22 protein-coding genes and 1 pseudogene are annotated in these 18,840 nt (G+C 65.4%); 14 read left to right on the plus strand and 9 right to left on the minus strand.

Translation table 11 applies throughout. From position 1 onward, the window contains the following. From VFH65_RS13045 to VFH65_RS13065, 5 genes and pseudogenes are all read right to left on the minus strand, one after another. Positions 1-670, minus strand: a pseudogene (locus tag VFH65_RS13045) (excinuclease ABC subunit UvrA); the annotation flags it as partial. A gap of 34 nt (positions 671-704) precedes the next feature. After that, entirely contained in the window at positions 705-929 is a 225-nt protein-coding gene (locus VFH65_RS13050) for a hypothetical protein (protein WP_353322042.1), read from the minus strand. Between the two features lie 90 nt (positions 930-1,019). Then, entirely contained in the window at positions 1,020-1,430 is a 411-nt protein-coding gene (locus VFH65_RS13055; RefSeq protein WP_353322043.1) for a VOC family protein, read from the minus strand. A 5-nt stretch (positions 1,431-1,435) separates the two neighbouring features. Then, entirely contained in the window at positions 1,436-1,885 is a 450-nt protein-coding gene (locus VFH65_RS13060; protein ID WP_353322044.1) for a helix-turn-helix transcriptional regulator, read from the minus strand. Positions 1,886-1,904: 19 nt separating this feature from the next. Further along, positions 1,905-2,735 carry an IclR family transcriptional regulator gene (locus tag VFH65_RS13065; RefSeq protein ID WP_353322045.1) on the minus strand — a complete coding sequence of 277 codons (831 nt, stop codon included), beginning with the start codon at positions 2,733-2,735 and terminating at the stop codon, positions 1,905-1,907. A gap of 154 nt (positions 2,736-2,889) precedes the next feature. On the opposite strand from VFH65_RS13065, the gene VFH65_RS13070 reads away from it, so the two are divergent. From VFH65_RS13070 to VFH65_RS13125, 12 genes are read left to right on the plus strand one after another with little or no spacing between them, the layout of a single operon-like run. Further along, positions 2,890-4,113 (plus strand): CaiB/BaiF CoA transferase family protein, encoded by a 1,224-nt coding sequence (locus VFH65_RS13070; protein WP_353322047.1) that lies wholly within the window; start codon positions 2,890-2,892, stop codon positions 4,111-4,113. Further along, the gene (locus VFH65_RS13075; protein WP_353322048.1) at positions 4,106-4,888 is read left to right on the plus strand and encodes an enoyl-CoA hydratase-related protein; all 783 of its coding nucleotides are present in this window, start codon (positions 4,106-4,108) and stop codon (positions 4,886-4,888) included. The genes VFH65_RS13070 and VFH65_RS13075 overlap by 8 nt, the downstream gene beginning before the upstream one ends. Beyond that, a complete protein-coding gene (locus VFH65_RS13080; RefSeq protein ID WP_353322050.1) occupies positions 4,885-5,334 on the plus strand; it encodes a PaaI family thioesterase in 450 nt (149 codons plus the stop codon). Before VFH65_RS13075 ends, VFH65_RS13080 begins: the two co-directional genes overlap by 4 nt. A gap of 29 nt (positions 5,335-5,363) precedes the next feature. Next, complete coding sequence (locus VFH65_RS13085; protein WP_353322051.1) at positions 5,364-6,344, plus strand: tripartite tricarboxylate transporter substrate binding protein; 981 nt, start codon at positions 5,364-5,366, stop codon at positions 6,342-6,344. Next, positions 6,341-6,886, plus strand: coding sequence for a tripartite tricarboxylate transporter TctB family protein (locus VFH65_RS13090; protein WP_353322053.1), 546 nt, complete (start codon positions 6,341-6,343; stop codon positions 6,884-6,886). Before VFH65_RS13085 ends, VFH65_RS13090 begins: the two co-directional genes overlap by 4 nt. A gap of 9 nt (positions 6,887-6,895) precedes the next feature. After that, the gene (locus tag VFH65_RS13095; RefSeq protein ID WP_353322055.1) at positions 6,896-8,485 is read left to right on the plus strand and encodes a tripartite tricarboxylate transporter permease; all 1,590 of its coding nucleotides are present in this window, start codon (positions 6,896-6,898) and stop codon (positions 8,483-8,485) included. Then, entirely contained in the window at positions 8,482-8,982 is a 501-nt protein-coding gene (locus VFH65_RS13100) for an AbrB family transcriptional regulator (protein ID WP_353322057.1), read from the plus strand. The genes VFH65_RS13095 and VFH65_RS13100 overlap by 4 nt, the downstream gene beginning before the upstream one ends. Continuing rightward, positions 8,979-10,139, plus strand: coding sequence for a CaiB/BaiF CoA transferase family protein (locus VFH65_RS13105; RefSeq protein ID WP_353322059.1), 1,161 nt, complete (start codon positions 8,979-8,981; stop codon positions 10,137-10,139). Before VFH65_RS13100 ends, VFH65_RS13105 begins: the two co-directional genes overlap by 4 nt. Beyond that, positions 10,136-11,344, plus strand: coding sequence for an L-2-hydroxyglutarate oxidase (lhgO, locus tag VFH65_RS13110; RefSeq protein WP_353322061.1), 1,209 nt, complete (start codon positions 10,136-10,138; stop codon positions 11,342-11,344). The genes VFH65_RS13105 and lhgO overlap by 4 nt, the downstream gene beginning before the upstream one ends. A 4-nt stretch (positions 11,345-11,348) precedes the next feature. Beyond that, entirely contained in the window at positions 11,349-12,242 is an 894-nt protein-coding gene (locus VFH65_RS13115; RefSeq protein ID WP_353322063.1) for a dihydrodipicolinate synthase family protein, read from the plus strand. A gap of 12 nt (positions 12,243-12,254) precedes the next feature. Continuing rightward, on the plus strand, positions 12,255-13,043 hold the full coding sequence (locus VFH65_RS13120; protein ID WP_353322064.1) for an SDR family oxidoreductase: 789 nt from the start codon (positions 12,255-12,257) through the stop codon (positions 13,041-13,043). Further along, positions 13,043-13,888 (plus strand): fumarylacetoacetate hydrolase family protein, encoded by an 846-nt coding sequence (locus VFH65_RS13125; protein ID WP_353322065.1) that lies wholly within the window; start codon positions 13,043-13,045, stop codon positions 13,886-13,888. The genes VFH65_RS13120 and VFH65_RS13125 overlap by 1 nt, the downstream gene beginning before the upstream one ends. Before the next feature lie 87 nt (positions 13,889-13,975). Here the strand turns inward: VFH65_RS13125 and VFH65_RS13130 are convergent, their stop codons facing one another. Genes VFH65_RS13130 through VFH65_RS13140 form a run of 3 tightly spaced genes read right to left on the minus strand, consistent with a single transcriptional unit; the run spans position 13,976 to position 16,162 of the window. Then, complete coding sequence (locus tag VFH65_RS13130; protein ID WP_353322066.1) at positions 13,976-14,797, minus strand: acyl-CoA thioesterase domain-containing protein; 822 nt, start codon at positions 14,795-14,797, stop codon at positions 13,976-13,978. A gap of 46 nt (positions 14,798-14,843) precedes the next feature. Then, positions 14,844-15,545, minus strand: a complete 702-nt coding sequence (locus VFH65_RS13135) for an SDR family NAD(P)-dependent oxidoreductase (RefSeq protein WP_353322068.1) — start codon at positions 15,543-15,545, stop codon at positions 14,844-14,846. A gap of 32 nt (positions 15,546-15,577) precedes the next feature. After that, on the minus strand, positions 15,578-16,162 hold the full coding sequence (locus VFH65_RS13140; protein ID WP_353322070.1) for a TetR/AcrR family transcriptional regulator: 585 nt from the start codon (positions 16,160-16,162) through the stop codon (positions 15,578-15,580). A gap of 100 nt (positions 16,163-16,262) precedes the next feature. Here VFH65_RS13140 and VFH65_RS13145 point away from each other — a divergent pair, with 100 nt between their 5' ends. Continuing rightward, entirely contained in the window at positions 16,263-17,549 is a 1,287-nt protein-coding gene (locus VFH65_RS13145; RefSeq protein WP_353322071.1) for a cytochrome P450, read from the plus strand. Then, on the plus strand, positions 17,546-17,731 hold the full coding sequence (locus tag VFH65_RS13150; RefSeq protein ID WP_353322073.1) for a ferredoxin: 186 nt from the start codon (positions 17,546-17,548) through the stop codon (positions 17,729-17,731). Before VFH65_RS13145 ends, VFH65_RS13150 begins: the two co-directional genes overlap by 4 nt. Here the strand turns inward: VFH65_RS13150 and VFH65_RS13155 are convergent. Then, on the minus strand, positions 17,718-18,839 hold the full coding sequence (locus VFH65_RS13155; RefSeq protein ID WP_353322074.1) for a CapA family protein: 1,122 nt from the start codon (positions 18,837-18,839) through the stop codon (positions 17,718-17,720). The genes VFH65_RS13150 and VFH65_RS13155 overlap by 14 nt on opposite strands. Position 18,840: the final 1 nt, after the last annotated feature.

An 18,840-nucleotide genomic window follows, 5' to 3' on the forward strand; every position in this document is an offset into this window, starting at 1 on the left:
ACCAGCCGTCCATGCTGTAGCCGGGGATCGTGAGCGCACCCTCGTTGAGCGACTTGCTGTCGTCGTAGAGCGCGGTCAGATCGATGTCGGAGACCGAGCCCCGGCCCTCACAGCGCGGGCACATGCCGCCCGTGATCTTGAAGTCGCGTCGCTCCTTGACGGTTTTTCCGCCCTTCTCGAACGTCACAGCGCCCGCTCCGCTGATCGAGGCGACGTTGAACGAGAACGCTTGGGGCGAACCGATATGCGGCTTGCCGAGCCGGCTGAACAGGATGCGCAGCATCGCGTTGGCGTCGGTCGCAGTGCCGACCGTGGAGCGCGGGTTGGAGCCCATCCGCTCCTGGTCAACGATGATCGCCGTCGTCAGTCCCTCGAGGAGATCGACCTCGGGCCGTGCCAGCGTCGGCATGAAGCCCTGCACGAAGGCGCTGTAGGTCTCGTTGATCAGCCGCTGCGACTCGGCAGCGATCGTGTCGAACACGAGCGAGCTCTTGCCCGAACCCGATACCCCGGTGAACACCGTCAACCGGCGTTTCGGGATCTCGACGCTGACGTCCTTGAGGTTGTTCACCCGCGCGCCGTGCACGCGGATCAGATCGTGACTGTCGGCAGCGGGCGGCGCAGGCGACTTGGTGCTCTTCGTCGCGCCTTTCCTCGTGGCCGTGCTCATCGTGTCTCCATCTGTTCGGCGGGCCAGGCTCGATCTAACCAGCGTCAGTCCGTCGCCCCCGCCGCTTGGTGGCATACGGCAGCGCGAACAAGTACAGCCCGGTGAACAGCAGCAGGGCCAGCGGAAGCAGCGGCGAGGAAAGGACCCAGGCCGCAGGCTCGTCCTGGCTCACCGCGACCGCGGTGACGACAATTACCGCCACCGTGAAGGCCATGGACAGCCAACGATGGCTCTGCCGAATCCACTTGTTCCAGTTCAAGATGACTCCTTTGGACAATGTGTGATCGCCTGCCCGACGACCCGCCGGGCAGTGTTCAGAAAGTGGTGGTCGCAACCGTCGTCGGACGGCTCAGCTCACCTGCTGGATGCGGACCGTGTTGCCGGCTGGATCGCGGAAGGCGCAGTCGCGCGAACCCCACGGTTGGTCGGTGGGCTCCTGCATGACTTCGGCACCGCTGGCCTGTGCCCGCTCAAAAACGGCGTCGAGGTCCGTGGTGGCCAGCATGATGCTGGCGTAGGTGCCCTTGGCCATCATCTCGGCGATGATGCGGCGCTCGTCGTCGGTGATGCCGGGGTCGGCCGCCGGCGGCGTCAGAACAATGTTCATGTCCGGCCTGCCGACGGGCCCAATCGTGATCCAGCGCATCGCTCCTCCTCCGACGTCCTTGCGGACCTCGAAGCCGAGAGCGTCGCGGTAGAACTTCAGGGACTCTTCGGGGTCTTCGTGTGGGAGGAAACTTGCGTTGATGGTGATGTCCATGGCGATCACGCTAGGTGCAGTGCGGTGACTGGTGCTTCTCGATTCCTGATCGGTCTGGTCACCTGTTTGGCGATGCATGGCGGCATGCCCTCGGTCTCACGCACGGGCTGTTCGCGATAAGCGCTGGGCGGAATACCGACCAGCTCGGTGAATCGGGTACTGAACGTGCCGAGGGACTGGCAGCCGACGGCGAAGCAGACCTCGGTGACGGACATGTCGCCGAGACGCAGCAGCGCCATCGCGCGCTCGATGCGCCGCGTCATCAGATAGGAGTACGGCGACTCGCCGTAAGCGAGCTTGAACTGACGGGACAGGTGCCCGGCCGACATGTTGACGCCTCGTGCGAGCGCTTCGACGTCCAGGGGTTGTGCGTACTCCCGGTCCATCCTGTCGCGGACGCGACGCAACAGCTTGAGGTCCCGCAGACGCTGCGCCTCCGCCGGTGTGCCGGTCACATGCGAGATCGTAACGTCGCTAGCCCAGCCTGATGTCCGGCACCAACGCGTGCACACCCTCGGCGGTCGCACCCAGCGCGGTTGACAACTGCCAGGCGACTTCTCGCACCCGGCTACCGATCTTCTCTGCCCGGTCCGCACTCATCCTGACCTCGGGCACAGAAGCGCCCAGCGCCCCGACCACCTTCTGGCTGTGGTCGAAGATCGGCGCGGCGACGGCGTAAATACCCACTGTGCGTTGGCCTTTGGAGTCTGCATAACCACGTATGCGGGTGGCCTCGAGCTCGCCTTCGATGGTTGCGGGGTCCACCGTCGTCGACGACGTGATCCGTTCGATCGGCTTGGCCAGGTGGCGCTTGCGCTCATCGGGAGGCAGCACAGACAGGATCGCTTTTCCGGGTCCGCCGTAGGCAAGCCTGATCGGCACGCCGATGTCGGTGTATGTCCGGCGAAGCTCCTGATGGCTCTCCACCTGGGCCGCCACGATCCGATGGTCCCCGTGCAATTCGTGCAGGCCGATCGTCTCGTCGAACTCGTCGCGCAGATCAGTCATGAACGGCAACGCGGCCTCGCGCAAGGTGCGCGGCATGGCGCCGGAATTGGCCAACTGCAATAACAGCGGACCCAGTCCATACCGCTTGGTGCCCGTCTGACGGACCAGATGGTTCTCCTGCATCGCGGCAAGCAGTCGGTGCACCGTACTAGTCGACAGGCCGGTCGATCGGGCCAGTTCGCTCAACGCGAGTTCGGGTTTGCGGCCATCGAAGCATCGCAGGATCGCAACCGCCCGGTCGATTGACTGCACGCCGCCGCGTCGCCGCACTTCCGGCGCATCTTCAGGTGTATCCACGTCGCTCCCCCTCAATCCCTCGTCTTCACACCATTTCACCCGGTCGGTGGTTTGCGCAGTGATCCACGCCGCTGCGGTTGCTTGACGTGATACCGATCACCGCAATATTCTTTCTGCATAGCGCAACATATATTCCACAATGCGGGAAGGATTTATGCAACCCCTCAACGGCTTCCGGGTCCTCGACCTGACGCGATTCCTGTCGGGCCCGTACTGCACGATGGTTCTCGCCGAGCTCGGCGCGGATGTCATCAAGATTGAGCAGCCAGTAACTGGCGACGACTCGCGCCGCATGGCCCCGAAAGTCAACGGCGAGAGCTATCCGTTCGCGATGCCCAACCGCAGCAAGCGGTCGATCGCCGTTGATTTGAAGTCCGAGCGTGGACGTGAACTCTTTCTCGAGCTCGCCGCGACGGCCGATCTGGTCATCGAGAACTTCCGTCCCGGGGTCACCAAACGACTCGGCATCGACTTCGACTCGGTGCGGAAAATCCGCGAGGACGTCCTTTACTGCTCCATCAGCGGGTTCGGCCAGACCGGGCCGTACCGCGACCGCCCGGGTTTCGACATCATGGCCCAGGGCATCACCGGCTTTCTGAGGATGACCGGCCAGCCCGACGGCAAGCCCACCAAGGTCGGCATCGCCATCAACGACATTGCCGCCGGCGCAACGGCGATCTATTCGATCCTCGCCGCCGAACTCCAACGGCGCACGACCGGCGAGGGCCAGTACATCGACATCTCACTCGTCGACGCCGGCCTCGCATGGACGGTGTGGGAGTCCGGAGCATACTTCGGCAACGGCGAGGCGCCCGCCCAGACGGGAACCCGGCACCGCCGCTCCACCCCGTACCAGGCCTACCGCACCGCGGACGGCTTCGTCACCATTGGGGCCAACACCGAGCGGCTCTGGTTGCGGCTCGTCAACGACGTTCTCAAACGTCCCGACTGGGCCGACGATCCACGCTTCATCGACCTCCCTGCGCGGATGGCGCACATCGACGAGCTGGAGATCGAAATCGAAGCCATCACAACGACATTGCCGACCAGCGCGTGGATCGACCGCCTAGACGCGGCCGGTGTACCCGGCGGACCTGTGCTCACCTATGACGAGGCGCTGGCCGACCCGCACGTGCAGGCACGCGGCATGATCGTGGACCTCGAGCATCCGATCATCGGGCCGATGCACACGATCGCGCCGCCAACCAGGTTCTCGGATCTCGAGTTCGATGTGCGGTCCCCCGCTCCGTGGCTCGGTCAGCACACCGCATCCGTGCTATCCGAGTTGGGCGTCGATCGTGACGAGCTCGACCGCCTGTTCACCGACGGCACCCTCTACGACGCCCATCCCGAGCTGCAGGGAGCAGAACATGAGTGACGAAATCATTGTCGAACGCGACGACAGCATCGCGACCGTCGTGCTCAACAAACCTGCCAGCCACAACGCGATCTCGTTGAGCATGTATCAGCGCATCCCCGAAGTACTCGAGGCGCTGGACGCCGATCCAGCGGTCAAGGTCATCGTCGTGCGCGGAGCGGGCACACGCAGCTTCGCCTCGGGCGCCGACATCAGCGAGTTCGAGCAGGTACGCGGAAACGCGACTGCCGCAAAGGCATACAACGAACACGTGGCCGCTGCTGAGCACGCCGTCGAACGCACCACCAAACCGACCATCGCGATGGTCCACGGCTACTGCATCGGCGGCGGCTGCGGCCTTGCGCTCGCATGCGATCTCCGCTTCGCCGACGAACGCTCGCGATTCGGGATCACGCCTGCCAAGCTCGGCTTGGTCTACAGCCTGGAATCCACCAAGCGGCTCGTCGACGTCGTCGGCCCGTCCCGCGCGAAGTGGATCCTGTTCTCCGGGCAGCCCGTCTACGCCGACGACGCCCTACGTCTCGGCCTCATCGACGAACTCGTACTCGCCGACGATCTCGAGAAGCACACCTACGAGTTCGCCCGGCTGATCACGACGCGCGCCCAGTTCAGCGTGCGGTCGTCGAAGCGGATCGTCGACCTCGTGCTGACCGGACAAACCGACGACGACGACGTCACGACCGAGATCCGCAACTCGTCGTTCGACACCGACGACTACGCCGAAGGTGTCCGGTCCTTCCTCGAAAAGCGTCCCCCGAGGTTCACCTGGTCATGACCACCACCGATCCCGTACGGATGACCACCGATCCCGTCGCCGCCGCCCGACGCGCCGCCGAGGCCGCTGAGCCGGCGTTCGGCCGTTACTTCCTCATCCACTTCCTCGGCCTCTCAATCGATTACGACGAGGATGCGCAAACCTGCACGGTCACACTGCCGTTCGCGCCGCACCTGTGCAACGCCGCAGGGGTCGTGCATGGGGGTGTGCTGTCCACCGCACTCGATATTTCGATGGGCCACACCTGCGAGCGCTACCTGTCCGCCGGATCGACGATCGAGATGCAGATGCGCTTTCTGCGCCCCCTCCGCACTGACGCGGTGTGCACGGGCCGGATCGCGCACGCGGGCCGGCGCGTCGTCCAGCTCGAGTCGCGCCTGGTCGACGACCAAGGACGACTCGCCGCCATCGCTTCCGGCTCGTGGTTCAGACACGACGCCACCTAGACCCCCACCACTCAACGAGGAGAAGAATCATGCGACTGAAAATCACCTTCGCCGCGGTGGCCACCGCCGCCGCAGTCGTCCTGTCAGGATGCGGAGCCGGGGGCGGCGACAGCGGCTCAGCCGAAAACTATCCCTCCCAGGACATGAACTGGACAGTGGCATTCGGGCCGGGCGGCGGCAGTGACCTGATGTCGCGCACGCTCGTCCAGGTCATCCAGGACGAAAAGCTCTATCCCGGAAACATCGCCGTGGAGAACCGTGAAGGTGGCAGCGGCGCGACGGGCTGGGGCTATCTGCTGTCCAAGAAAGGAAGCGCCTACGACATCTCGGCCACGTCGGGTTCGTTCCTGACGACGCCGCTGCAGGCGAATCCCGGCTGGACATACAAGGACTTCACCCACGTCGGCCTGCTGGCCACTGACGACGCACTGCTGCTCGTCGACGGCAAGAGCAACATCAAGACCTTCGAGGACTGGGTCAGCTACGCCAAAGGCAAGGGCAAGGTCGTCGTCGGTGGCATCGGCACGGTGAATGTCGACTTCATCCTGCATTCGCTGATCGCCGAGCACGCCGGCTACGAGATCGAGTATGTGCCATACAACGAAGAGGGCCAGGTTCAGACCTCGCTGCTGTCTGGCGCACTCGACGCGATGGTGTCCAATCCCGGAAACATCCTGGGGCAGGTCGAGTCCGGCGACATGACACCCGTGCTGTTCACCGGCAAGGAGCGTCTCGCGGCGCTGCCCGACGTGCCCACCGGCAAGGACAAGGGCATGAATGATCTGCCGTCGATGCCGCGTGGTGTCATCCTGCCGCCCGATGCACCCGACTACGCCCGCGACTGGTGGATCACCACCATGCAGCAGGTCGTCAAGTCCGAGCAATGGCAGAAGTACCTCACGGACAACTACCTCACGAAGAACGAGCTGTGGGGTGACGACTTCACCGCCTACCTCGAGACGACGTCGGCCGAGTTCGAGTCCACGCTGAAGGAGCAAGGAGCACTGTGACAGCGACGGCTCCCCACCCGACCGTGTCGGCGTCCCCGTCCGGCCGAAAGGTCAACTGGCCCAAGCTGACCTTCCTGGGTGTGCTGCTGCTCGTGTTCGCCGTCTACACCGAGATGGCGATGGGGATGGAGTGGCGCACTCAGGCCGGCCGCATCGGTCCTGGCTTCTTCCCGCGGATCCTCGGCTTCATCGCGATTGCGGTCACCATCGTTGCCGGGGTGCGCGAGATCCTGTCGCGGCCGGGAAGCAAGACCGTCGACGCGGTCGAGGCCGCAGAGGAGGCTGCCGAGCCCGACCTCGGCCGTCACCCGCTGGCCCTGGTCGCGTTCATCGCTGCGGCCGCGGTGTTCGTCGTGCTGTTCGGCGTGCTGGGCGCAGCCCTGGCGGGCGTCCTGTTCCTCGGTGTCACCCTGTGGTTCCTAGACCCCGAGCACCACATCCGCGCGGTGATCATCGCCGTCGCCGTCCCCGTCCTCCTGTATCTCGCGTTCCAGACCGGTCTCAACGCCGGTCTGCCGCAAGGCATCCTGCCGTTTGGCTAAAGGAGTGTCATGAGTGACTTGATGACCGGAATCGCCACGCTGCTGACGCTGCAGAATCTGTTGCTGCTCGTCGGCGGGGTGCTGATCGGCATGATCGTCGGTGTCATCCCCGGCGTCGGGCCATCGGCTGGTCTGGCGATATTGCTCCCCGTAACGTTCGGACTCGACCCGACGGGCGCGATCGTGATGCTCGCCGCCGTCTATTACGGCGCGATGTATGGCGGGACGATCACGTCGGTCCTGATTAACACCCCTGGTGAATCCGCAACAGTGGCAAGCACTTTCGATGGGTATCCGCTGGCCAAACAGGGAAGGGCCGGGCCGGCGCTGGTGATGGCGGCGGTCGCATCGTTCGTCGCCGGCACCATCGGCGCCTTGCTCATCAGCTTCGCAGCGCCGGTGACCGCCGACTTCGCGAGGACCTTCGGGCCACCCGAATACTTTCTGGTCGTCGTCGCTGGCCTGCTGACCGTTATCGTCATCCTTCGCGGCAACAAGCTGCTCGGTGCGCTGTCCGCGCTCATCGGCTTCGCGATTGGGACCGTCGGCATCGACGTCGGCGGTGGCGAACAGCGATATACGTTCGGCTCTGTCGATCTGATCAACGGCGTCAACTTCATACCGGTCGCGATCGGCTTATTCGCCGTCGGCGAGGTGCTGCACACCCTGTGGCGGGGCGGCCATTTGGAGAAGCTCGACTTCTTTGGAGTGTCGGCGCGTAGCCGCGCATTCTGGCCCAATCGCAAGGACTTCCGCGAATCCGTCGGGCCCACGCTGCGCGGCTCATTCCTCGGTTTCGGGGTCGGCGTCACACCGGGCGCCGGCGCGACGGTCGCATCGTTGATGGCGTACAACGTCGAGAAATCCGTCTCGCGCACACCGCAAAAATTCGGCAAGGGCGCGATGGCCGGGCTGGTCGGGCCCGAGGCCGCGAACAACGCTGCATCCTCGGGAGCGATGGTCCCGTTGCTGACGCTCGGTATCCCCGGCGGCGGCGCCACGGCGATCCTGCTCGGCGGATTTCTGATGTGGGGCCTGCAGCCCGGTCCGCTCCTGATGGAGCAGAACCCGGAGTTCGCGTGGGGTCTGATCGCGAGCATGTTCCTCGGTAACGTCATGCTGCTGGCCGTCAACGTTTTCTGCATTCCTGGCTTCGCCAGCATTGCGCGCATACCGTTTCGGGTTCTGGGACCCATCGTCATCGTGCTGTGTGTCCTTGGGACCTTCGCGGTGAACAAGAGTCTCGTCGACGTGCAAATCATGCTGGCGTGCGGCGTCCTCGGGTTCTTCATGCGCCAGTACGGATTGTCACCCGCGGCACTCGTCATCGCGCTGGTGCTGGGGCCAATGGCTGAGGAGTCGCTGCGACAGACGATGGTCATCTCGGGCGGCAACCTTTCTGTGTTCGTCGAGCGCGGCACCTCGTTGGGGATCGTTGTCTTCATCGCCTTTCTACTTATGCTGCCTCTTTTCAAAGAGCCGGTCAGCCGTGCGAGTCAGCGTGCGCTGCAACTAGTTTCGAGGCGCCGATACGCCGATGCGCCGGCCGTACCCGACGAGGCCGCCCGCAACGGAGACGACCGGGAACACATCGGATGAACATCGGCTCGCTGCTACTCACTGCTGCAGCCGCGATCATCGGCGCCGCAATCGCGACCCTGCTACACCTACCCGCCGCGCCACTGCTCGGCGCGATGGTGGGCGTCGCGCTGGTCAACATCTTCACCTCATCGGCGTTCGACTTCGGTTCCGCAGGTCGGTGGATCGTGTACGCCTGTCTCGGTTGGCTGCTCGGGATGGGCGTGAACGACGAGACGTTGAGCCAACTGAAAGCGGCGGTCGTCCCGATCGTGGTGACCGTCGTGGCGTTCCTTCTGTTCGGGCTGGCGGCGGCGTGGCTGCTGTGGAAGTTCACGTCGTTCGACTCGTTGACCGCGCTGCTTGCCACCGCGCCCGGCGGGATCGCTCAGATGGGTGCGCTGTCGGCGGGCGCGGGTGCCAATGTTCCCATCGTGCTGACCGTGCATGTCCTACGGATCACCTCGGTGATCGTCCTGATGACGGTCGGCCTGCGACTGATGGGAGGCCGTGCATGACCGCACGTCGACCGCTTGCCGATCTTCGTGTGGTGGACCTGAGCCGTGCGCTGGCCGGTCCGTACGCGACCATGATGATGGCCGACGCCGGCGCCGACGTCGTGAAGGTCGAACCGCCCGCGGGTGACGACAGTCGAGGCTGGCTGCCGTACGTCGCCCGCAACGGCCACCGTGAGTCGGCGTATTACATGAGTGCCAACCGCAACAAACGCTCCGTGGTGTTGGATCTCAAGTCGGCAGAAGGTGCCGATCGGTTGCGCTGGCTCGCCTCCCGCGCCGACGTCTTGGTGGAGAACTACCGTCCCGGTGTGCTCGAGCGCCTCGGCCTAGGGCTCGACGACCTGCGCGCCCTCAACCCGAGGCTGATCACCTTGTCTATCACCGGCTTTGGCCGCGGCGGACCGGACGGCAACCGGCCCGGATTCGACCAGATCGTTCAGGCAGAGGCCGGCCTCATGACGCTGACGGGCATCCCAGGAGGTTCCCCTCAGCGTGTCGGCATCCCGATCGCGGACATTCTCGCCGGCCTCTTTGGAGCGTTCGGCGTGATGACTGCCCTGCGCGCCCGCGAGAGCACAGGACGCGGCCAGCACGTCGAAACCTCCCTTCTGGCAGCGGTTGTCGGCGTCCACGTGTTCCACGGCGTTGGCTGGCTCGGCGCAGGGGTCGAGCCGGTGCTGACCGGCAACCGTCATCCGTCGATCGCTCCGTACGGGGTGTTCGGATGCGCGGACGCCGATATCGTCATCGCCGTCGGCAACGAGTCGCTGTGGCGCCGGTTCGCGCCGATCGTCGGACTCGACCCGGACCGCCCCGACATCGCCACCAACGACGACCGGGTGGCACGCGCCGATGCCCTGCAGAAAGAGATCGACGCCCTGCTTTCCGACCGTCTTGCCGCTGAAGTTCTTTCCGCGTTGGATGATGCAGGGGTGCCCGCAGGCAGAATCCGGACTATCCCCGAGGTTTACGACTGGGAACAGGTCCGCCAATCGATGGTGTTGACCCTGCCCCATCCCACGCTGGGTGACCTCGACGTCCCGGCATCTCCGCTGCAGTTGTCTGATGGCGGTGAATCGCGCCGCGACGCGCCGCCTGCCCTCGGCGCCGACCAGGAAGATGTGTTCGCCGACTACGCGGTGCGGGGTGGCCGATGACCGACCGTGTCGCCGTTGTCGGGGGCGGCATCGTCGGCGTCGCGGTCGCCCGCGAGATTCTGCTGCGCAGGCCGGACGCCGAAGTGACGGTGTTCGAGAAAGAGGACCGGCTCGCGTCGCATCAAACCGGGCGCAACAGCGGCGTCGTCCACGCGGGCCTCTACTACCAGCCCGGCTCGGTCAAAGCCGTGCTCTGCCGCCGCGGTGTCAGCCTTCTGGAGGCGTTCTGCGCCGAACGCGGAATCCGCCGGATCGCCTGCGGCAAGGTTCTTGTCGCTCTCGACGACGTCGAACGAGCGCGGCTGGCGGACATCGAGGAAAAGGCGCTCGCCAACGGCGTGCCCGACGTGCGCATCATCGGCCCCGAAGAGTTGCGGGAGCTCGAGCCGCATGTGCGCGGCGTCGCGGCACTGCATTCACCGTCCACGTCGATCGTCGACTTCGCGGAGGTGACGCAGGCACTTGCTGCCGACGCCGGCGCCGCAGGGGCGAAGATCCTGCTCGGACACGAGGTCGTCGGCCTGCGATCCGCCGGACCCGAGGTGGTGATCACCGCGCGTACCGAGGGCGGCACCATTGAGAGCGCCTTCGACCACGTCGTCGCCTGCGGCGGGCTGCAAAGCGATCGCCTCGCCGAGCTCGCCGGTGACGGACCCGACCCGGTGATCATGCCGTTCCGCGGCGAGTACTACGCGCTGAAGCCATCGCGGCGCGGCCTCGTGAACGGGCTCGTGTATCCCGTGCCCGATCCGCGCTACCCGTTCCTCGGTGTGCACGTCACTCCACGCGTCGATGGTGAAGTGCTGATCGGTCCCAACGCGGTGCTCGCACTTGCCCGCGAAGGCTACAACTGGCGCACCGTATCCGTGCCGGACCTCGTCGAAGTGGCCCGCACGCCGGCGTTCTGGCGCTTCGCCCGCAAGCATTGGCGGACGGGCATCCGGGAGATGTACGGCTCACTGAGCAAGCGGCGATTCGTCGCAGCCGCCCGCGCCTACGTGCCCGAGCTCGACGACGACGACGTCGTGCCGGGCCCCGCAGGCATCCGCGCGCAGGCACTTGACCCCGACGGCGGGCTGGTCGACGACTTCCGGATCAGCATCCGCGACCGCATCGTCGTGATCCGCAACGCGCCGTCACCGGCGGCCACGTCAGCGCTCGCCATCGCCGAACACGTTGTGAACACGATCGAAGAGCCGAGGTGATTGCGTGAATAGTGGTTTGTCCCACGGCCTTTGGGGAGTTCTTGCCACCCCGTTCGACGACGGCCTCGACGTCGACCTCGCGTCGCTGCGCAACGAGGTGGCAGCCTTCGCCGCCGACGGCTGCGACGGGCTCGTCGCCCTTGGCGTCTTCGGTGAGGCGGCGGCGCTGCACGCCGACGAGGCAGTCACCGTCGCACAAACCGTCGCCTCCTCCACGGACCTGCCGTACGTGCTGGGCTTGTCCGAACGCGAGTTCGACGCGGTCATCGCACAGGCTCGGCGACTGCTCGCCGCGGTGCCGCGTCCTCCCGTCGCACTGATGGCTCAGATCGCTGACGCCAATCCGGCGGTTGCCGCTGCGTCGCTGCGCCGCCTGCACGAGGCCACCGGAATCGGCATCCTGGTCCAGGACTACCCCATGGTCTCGGGTATCGCCGTTTCCGACGAGCAGGTGGTCGCGATCGTGACGGCCTGCCCCTTTGTAGTCGGCGTGAAATCGGAAGCACCGCCCACGTCGGTCGCGGTGGCCCACGTGGCGCCCAAGGTGGACGTTCCGGTCTTCGGCGGTCTAGGCGGCGTTGGCCTCCTCGACGAACTGGCCGCGGGATCGGCGGGCGCGATGACGGGATTCAGCCATCCGGCAGCGCTGGCCGCGGTGCTGCGGGCTCATCGTGCCGGCGGCTTCGAAGCCGCCCGTGACGCCTGGGCGCCCTGGCTGCCGCTCGCGAACTTCGAGGGACAGCTACGGGTGGGCCTGGCGATACGCAAAGAACTGCTGCGGCGCAGGGGCGTGATCGCGTGCTCCCGGGTGCGACCTCCGGCCCGGCCTCTACCCGCTGAGCTGGTGCCGCTGTTGGACAAGCATCTCGCCACCGTGCCCGCCGATGTATCGCACTGAAGGAGCGCGACAATGGATCTCGGAATCACTGGACGTACCGCCCTGGTGCTCGGCGCTAGCGGTGGCCTCGGCGGCGCGATCGCGGTGCGCCTCGCTCACGAAGGTGTCAACGTCGCCGCGGCCGGGCGGTCACCCGACGCGCTCGCAGCCACGGTGTCACAGGTCGAGGCCGCAGGCGCCAAGGCGCTGCCCCTGATCTGGGATCTCGGTGATCTCGAACGGGTGGAGCCCAGCGTCGCCGACGTCGAACGCACGCTCGGACCGGTCGACATCCTTGTCAACAACACCGGCGGCCCGCCGCCGACCCCCGCGGCCGGACAAGGCGCCGAAACGTGGCGGGCGAGCTTCGAATCGATGGTGCTTGCGGTCATCGCGGTGACCGACCGCGTGCTCCCAGGGATGAGAGAACGTGGGTGGGGCCGCATCCTCACGTCGACGTCGTCGGGTGCGCTTGCCCCGATACCGAATCTAGGGCTCTCCAACACATTGCGCGCAAGCCTGCATGCGTGGTCCAAGACGCTCGCCGACGAGGTCGGGCGCGACGGCGTGACGTCCAATGTCATCGTTCCCGGCCGAATCGCCACGGGGAGAACGCGTTTCCTCGACGAGCGAAAAGCCGACCGGGAAGGCCGGGCCGTCGAGGAGGTGATGCGCGACAGCGCGGCTTCGATGGCGCTCGGCCGGTACGGACGCCCCGAGGAATACGCGGACGTGGCGGCATTCCTGTGCAGCGAGCGGGCGTCGTATGTGACGGGCTCGGTGGTGCGCGTCGACGGCGGACTGACGAGGAGCGTCGTCTGATGCGCGTTCGCACCGTCCAGCTCGACGACGAACAGCTTGCCTGCGTCGCGCTGCCCGACGGCCGGCTGGCCCGTGCCGACCGCCTACTCGGTGGCGGCCCGTCAGATCTGTTGTCGATCTTGGTTGCTGAGCAGCTCGACGCTCTCGCCACAGCGGTCGAAAGCGGGGTGGACGACCAGGATTGCGTCGATCCTGATGCACCCGTGCTCGCTCCGTGGACCAGGCCGCGCAAGATCCTCGGCATCGGCCTCAACTACGGTGCGCACGCCGGGGACCTTGGCGAGCAGGCGCCACGCACCTCGCCAGCGTCGTTCCTCAAGGGCGACCACACGATCGTCAGCCCCGGGCAACCGATCGTCGTGCCGCCCGGCATCGGGAAAGTCACTTCGGAAGCCGAACTCGGTCTGGTCATCGGACGCACGTGCTATCAGGTCGGGGTCGACGAGTCGATGTCGTACGTGGCGGGCGTGGTGCCCGTTCTCGACCAGACAGCCGAGGCGGTGCTGCTGGAGAATCCGCGATACCTGACGCGGGTGAAGAACTACCCCACGTTCTTCTCGTTCGGACCGGACTTGATCACGCTCGACGAGGTGCTCGCCGACGGACCGCTGGAGAACCTGCGTGTCGCGACCGTGCACAACGGTGCGGTGCACCGCAAGGACGTTGTCGCGGGCATGACGTTCTCCCCCGCCGAGCTGCTGAGCTTCCACAGCCAGGTAATGCCGTTTCACCCAGGCGACATCCTGTCCACGGGTACGCCTGGGGCGGTGGCGATCTCGCCGGGCGACGTCGTATGCTGCGAGCTCGGGGACGGGCTGGCGTCGCTGACCAACCCGGTGCGCTAGCGCAGTCGGGAAACACCAGCACGGTACGGCCCATTGTCATAATTGCCCACGCAGCGAGCGACTTCGGAGCGAAAGCGATTGGCAGCGCTACTCGTAGTTGATGCCGCCCTTTGGAAACGGATCCTTCGTAAAGTCGATCTGCACCGCAGCATTGGCGACCGCCGTAACCATACCGGTTCCGAAAGCGCCTTGATGGTCGAACAATGTCGCGGTCCCGACGGCGACTCCATCTGATGCCCAGTGCGAGTCGCCCTGGATTCCGATCCAGTCGTCTAGCGGCAACCGCGACAACGCCACCGTGAGATCCCCGTTGATGTAGCCGATGCCGTCGGTGCCGAGGTTCGTCACCAGGCTGCTAGCCTCCCCGATCATCACCGCCCGCACCAACGGCGAATTCCTCTCCTCCGCAACGACGTTGATTCCATCGTTGTAGAAGCACTTGCGAGAGTCGTTCTGGTGTGCCGCAGGTGAGCGCGTCCAACCGGCCCCTTCGCTCCCGATATACGGCAACACTGTGCCATCGGGTGCGGGCAGCTCCGGGAATGACACCGGTGCCGTCCACTGCCGGCCGGGCGGCGCTTCTGATCGCCGATACTGCACAAGTGTCGCGCGCGCCACGGCACGGCCGTCCTGCATGACATCGCATTCCGCGCTGCGGACCCGCCGGCCGTCACGTACCACCCGTACCTCGATCGTCGTCGGTACGCCACGCGCCGCACGGAAGAGGTCTGCAGTGAAGCGAGCCGGCATGAAGTCGGGCGATCCGCAATGGTTTTCCAGCGCTCGCGCAGCGAGCCCGACAACCGCCGGGCCGTTGAGATGATCGTCGCCCCAATGACTCTGAGCAAACGGTGTCGGCATGAAGCCGCCACCCTCCGTCAGCGTGAAATGCGCCGGTTCCTTGACCATTTGCGCATCCTTGCACAGCGGTTTTGCCGGCCGGCGGTGAACCCCCTCAGGTGTTCCGACCGCCGTTCACACCAAGGATCTGTCCGGTGATGTAGCCGGCTTCCTCCGAGATGAGGAATGCGCACGCAGCGGCGATGTCCTCGGGCTTACCCATGCGGCGCACCGGCGTCGCGTCAATGGTCGCCTGGACATCGCCGAGTGTGCCTCGGGCCTCCGCCTTACGCAGCATCGGGGTGTCGATGAATCCGGGCGGCACGGCGTTGACCGTGACGCCGGCGGGCCCATACTCCAACGCGAGCGATTTGGTGAGCCCGTTGACCGCCGACTTGGCCGCAACATAGTGCGACATATAGGGCACCCCCGAATGCGTGCTCGACGATGAGATGTTGACGATCCGTCCCCAACCGGCGTCCACCATGTCGGGCAGAACCGCCTGGATGCAGTGGAACACGCCGTTGAGGTTCACGTTGACCACTCGCTGCCATTCGTCAAACGTGATGTCGCTGAACCGTTTAAACCCGTCCAGCCCAGCCGCGTTGACCAGAACCGTCACCGGCCCCAGTTGGGCGCGGATGGCCGACAGTGCGGCGTCGATCTGCGCTCGATCGGTCACGTCCGCGGTTTGCGCGAACTCCTCGTCCGACGGTGTCAAGTCGATGATCGCGACGTGATACCCGTCAGCTCGCAACCGGTCGGCGACGGCCTTGCCGATTCCTGAGCCGCCTCCAGTGACGACAGCCGTTTTCATAGGTTTCCTTCCTAGAGCTTGGATTTGAGGTTCTATGCCGATCGCCGTGGCGCACGCAGACCCAGCGTTCGCCGGCCGGCGTCAACCAGGTGCTCGTACAGGACGTCGTCGTCGAGATTGACCGACGTCGGGCCAGCCGCACCCGTCATCCCGGCGAAGACCATTGCCGCCTTGATGACACCCGCCGGACCGGGGTCGACGTCGGCGAGCAGAGCCAGTTGGCGTTTGATCAGGTCTGCCCAAACGGGGCGCTCCTGCACTACCAGCGTGACGCCCGGGTCGGCAGCGAGGACAGCGACAAGGCCGCGGTTGCGCACCGCCAAGGCCGCGTAGCCGCTCAGCATGTACCCGGCCCTGGCGTGCGCGGTGCGTCGCGCCTCCGCGGACTCGACGACGGCACTCAACTCCTCGATTATCGGTTCGAGCACCGCACCAAGCAGCTGCTCCCGCGTGCGGAAGTGATGGTAGATAGCCGCCTTGGTGAACCCCAGCTCGTCGGCGATCATCTGCAGGGACGTACCGGCGAAGCTGTGCCGCGTAAACAGGTCGACGGCAGCGTCGATGAGCCGCTTTCGCGTGTCCGTCGCACCGGCTCTTTCCAGAGCGGCTGTACCCATCGTCAGGCTCCTCGCCACAGTTTCAGCTTTACGATCGTATGGTACTGTACCTGTCATTCGTAAAGCAACTACCTTTACGGTCGACTAGGAGGATGTCGCGGTGACCGACCCGGACTCGACGGACTTCTTCCGCGACGACACGCTCGTCGCGGACCCGTATCCCTACCTGGAGGCCTTGCGCAGCAAGTGCCCGGTCCACCGCGAGCCGCATCATGACGTCGTGATGGTGAGCGGCTACGACGAGGCCGTCACGGTTCTCGGCGACGCCACGAACTTCTCATCATGCATGTCGGTCACCGGGCCCTTCCCCGGCTTCCCGGTCCCCCTGGAAGGCGACGACGTAAGCGACCTGATCGCGCAGCATCGGGACGCGATACCGATGAGCGACCAGATCATCACCTTCGATCCACCGACTCACACTGACCACCGCGCATTGCTGATGGGGCTGATTACCCCCAAGCGCCTCAAGGAGAATGAGGCGTTCATGTGGGAGTTGGCCGATCGCGTCCTCGATGACTTCCTGACCGATGGTCGCGGAGAGTTCATCGGCGAGTTCGCCGGCCCGTTTAGCCTCCTGGTGATCGCAGACCTGCTTGGTGTCCCCGAAGAGGATCGCGACGAGTTCGCCGCCGTTCTCGGACGACGTTCGGACGCCGGTGTCGGCAGTACCAACGACGACACACTGAAACACGGCCCGTTGGAATATCTTTACGGACGGTTCTCCGGCTACATCGAAGACCGCCGCCGCGAACCACGCGAGGATGTACTCACCGGCCTGGCCACCGCGACATTCCCCGACGGCTCCGCGCCCGAGGTCATCGACGTCGTGCGGGTGGCGACCAACGTGTTCTCGGCAGGCCAGGAGACAACCGTGCGCCTGCTCAGCTCGGCGCTCAAGGTGCTCGCCGAGCGGCCCGACATCCAACAGCTCCTGCGGCGCGAACGTGACCGCATTCCCAATTTCGTCGAGGAGACGTTACGGATCGAGAGTCCGGTCAAGGGTGACTTCCGGTTGTCACGTGTCCCCACTACCGTTGGCGGCGTTGCTTTTCCCGCCGGAACCACCCTCATGGTGCTCAACGGCGCAGCGAACCGCGACCCGAAACAGTTCGAAGATCCCGATGCGTTCGATCCAGCACGTCCGAATGCGCGACGCCACATCGCGTTCGGCCGCGGCGTGCATTCCTGCCCGGGAGCTCCGCTCGCCCGCGCCGAAGCACGCGTGTGTATCGAACGGCTCCTCGACCGCACGACGGACATCAGGATCGCCGAGGACAAACACGGCCCGGCCGACGACCGCCACTACCGATACGTCCCGACCTTCATCTTGCGCGGCCTGACCGAGCTGCACGTCGAGTTCACCCTAGCCGAGGAGGATGCCCGGTGAAGATCACAGTCGACGACGACCGTTGCGCGGGGCATGGCATGTGCCTGACCCTATGCCCAGAAGTGTTCACACTCAACGACGATGGCTACGCCGAAGCGCTGACCGACATACCTGCGCAGTTCGAGGCGGCGGTGCGAGAAGCGATCGAGTGTTGTCCCGAACGCGCCATCACGGAGCACTAACCGTCAAAACGCCGTCATCCCTGGCATCGATGCGGGTCCCGAACCTGTCGCTCGCATGCTCGACCGTCGCACGTAACCACTCGGCGTCGTCGTCCGGGACGCCCTCGAGCCGCATCCGTCGCATCCGCATCGGCATCATCCGTAGCGTGGTGAGCCTGCCCGTCGCGCGCTCGATCGACGCGAAGTACAGCAGCCGCAGCTCATGCCGGAACGATTCGTAGGTTCCGATTCCTTCGTAGTCGTCGATGGTGTCCCCGCACCCGTACAGAATCAGCTTCCCGCGATACACCTCGATTGGCCGCGGATGATGCGATGAATGGCCGTGCACGACGTCGACGCCCTCGTCAATCAGCTTGTGCGCGAAGTGGATTTGACCGGAATCCACGTCGTAACCCCAGTTCGAGCCCCAGTGCACGGACACGATCGCCACGTCGCCCGGCTGCTTGTCGGTGCACACGCGGCGGGCGACCTCGACGGCGCTGCGGTCTGACAGATCGGCAACCAAGCTGACACCTGGCCGGCGCCCGGTGGCCTCCCATCCGCGCGGAACTCCGCTCGAGCCCATACCGCACGACGCGATCATCACTTTGCCGCCATCGGGGACCGTCACCACCGCTGGTCGGTGCGCTTGCTCAACATTCAACCCTGCACCGGCACAAGCAATCCCGGCGCCTGTGAGCGCGCTCAGCGTGTCGGAAAGTCCCACATACCCGAAATCGAGGATGTGGTTGTTGGCCAAGGCGCAGACGTCGGGTCGGATGGCGGTGAGGCAGCCGATGTTGTTCGGATGCATCCGGTAGTGCACTCCCTTGCGGGGCGCGAACTCGCCGCGGGCGGTAACGCTGGTTTCCAGATTCATCACGCGAACATCGGGCGCGACCTCGTCGAGCAACGGCAGTGCCTCTCCCCACGGCCACGCGAAGTCGACAGGAACAGGAATGCGGCCGTTCCTCTGCTCGGCAAGTTGGATGTACGTCCTGGCATCCGACACAACGGACTCGCGCAGGCTCGGATCGCCGGGATGGGGCAGTATTTGGTCGATCGCACGGCCGGTCATCACGTCGCCGGTGAGAAAGACGAGGACATCGGAAGCCGAGCGAGTGGTCACG

This window comes from Mycobacterium sp. (genome assembly GCF_035697385.1).
GTDB lineage: Bacteria > Actinomycetota > Actinomycetes > Mycobacteriales > Mycobacteriaceae > Mycobacterium.

Bases quoted from the DNA above. Each gene is read 5' to 3' on its own strand.
- VFH65_RS13055 (WP_353322043.1), bottom strand. From the start codon at position 1,430: ATGGACATCACCATCAACGCAAGTTTCCTCCCACACGAAGACCCCGAA.
- VFH65_RS13070 (WP_353322047.1), top strand. From the start codon at position 2,890: ATGCAACCCCTCAACGGCTTCCGGGTCCTCGACCTGACGCGATTCCTG.
- VFH65_RS13075 (WP_353322048.1), top strand. From the start codon at position 4,106: ATGAGTGACGAAATCATTGTCGAACGCGACGACAGCATCGCGACCGTC.
- VFH65_RS13080 (WP_353322050.1), top strand. From the start codon at position 4,885: ATGACCACCACCGATCCCGTACGGATGACCACCGATCCCGTCGCCGCC.
- VFH65_RS13085 (WP_353322051.1), top strand. From the start codon at position 5,364: ATGCGACTGAAAATCACCTTCGCCGCGGTGGCCACCGCCGCCGCAGTC.
- VFH65_RS13095 (WP_353322055.1), top strand. From the start codon at position 6,896: ATGAGTGACTTGATGACCGGAATCGCCACGCTGCTGACGCTGCAGAAT.
- VFH65_RS13100 (WP_353322057.1), top strand. From the start codon at position 8,482: ATGAACATCGGCTCGCTGCTACTCACTGCTGCAGCCGCGATCATCGGC.
- VFH65_RS13105 (WP_353322059.1), top strand. From the start codon at position 8,979: ATGACCGCACGTCGACCGCTTGCCGATCTTCGTGTGGTGGACCTGAGC.
- lhgO (WP_353322061.1), top strand. From the start codon at position 10,136: ATGACCGACCGTGTCGCCGTTGTCGGGGGCGGCATCGTCGGCGTCGCG.
- VFH65_RS13120 (WP_353322064.1), top strand. From the start codon at position 12,255: ATGGATCTCGGAATCACTGGACGTACCGCCCTGGTGCTCGGCGCTAGC.
- VFH65_RS13125 (WP_353322065.1), top strand. From the start codon at position 13,043: ATGCGCGTTCGCACCGTCCAGCTCGACGACGAACAGCTTGCCTGCGTC.
- VFH65_RS13130 (WP_353322066.1), bottom strand. From the start codon at position 14,797: ATGGTCAAGGAACCGGCGCATTTCACGCTGACGGAGGGTGGCGGCTTC.
- VFH65_RS13135 (WP_353322068.1), bottom strand. From the start codon at position 15,545: ATGAAAACGGCTGTCGTCACTGGAGGCGGCTCAGGAATCGGCAAGGCC.
- VFH65_RS13140 (WP_353322070.1), bottom strand. From the start codon at position 16,162: ATGGGTACAGCCGCTCTGGAAAGAGCCGGTGCGACGGACACGCGAAAG.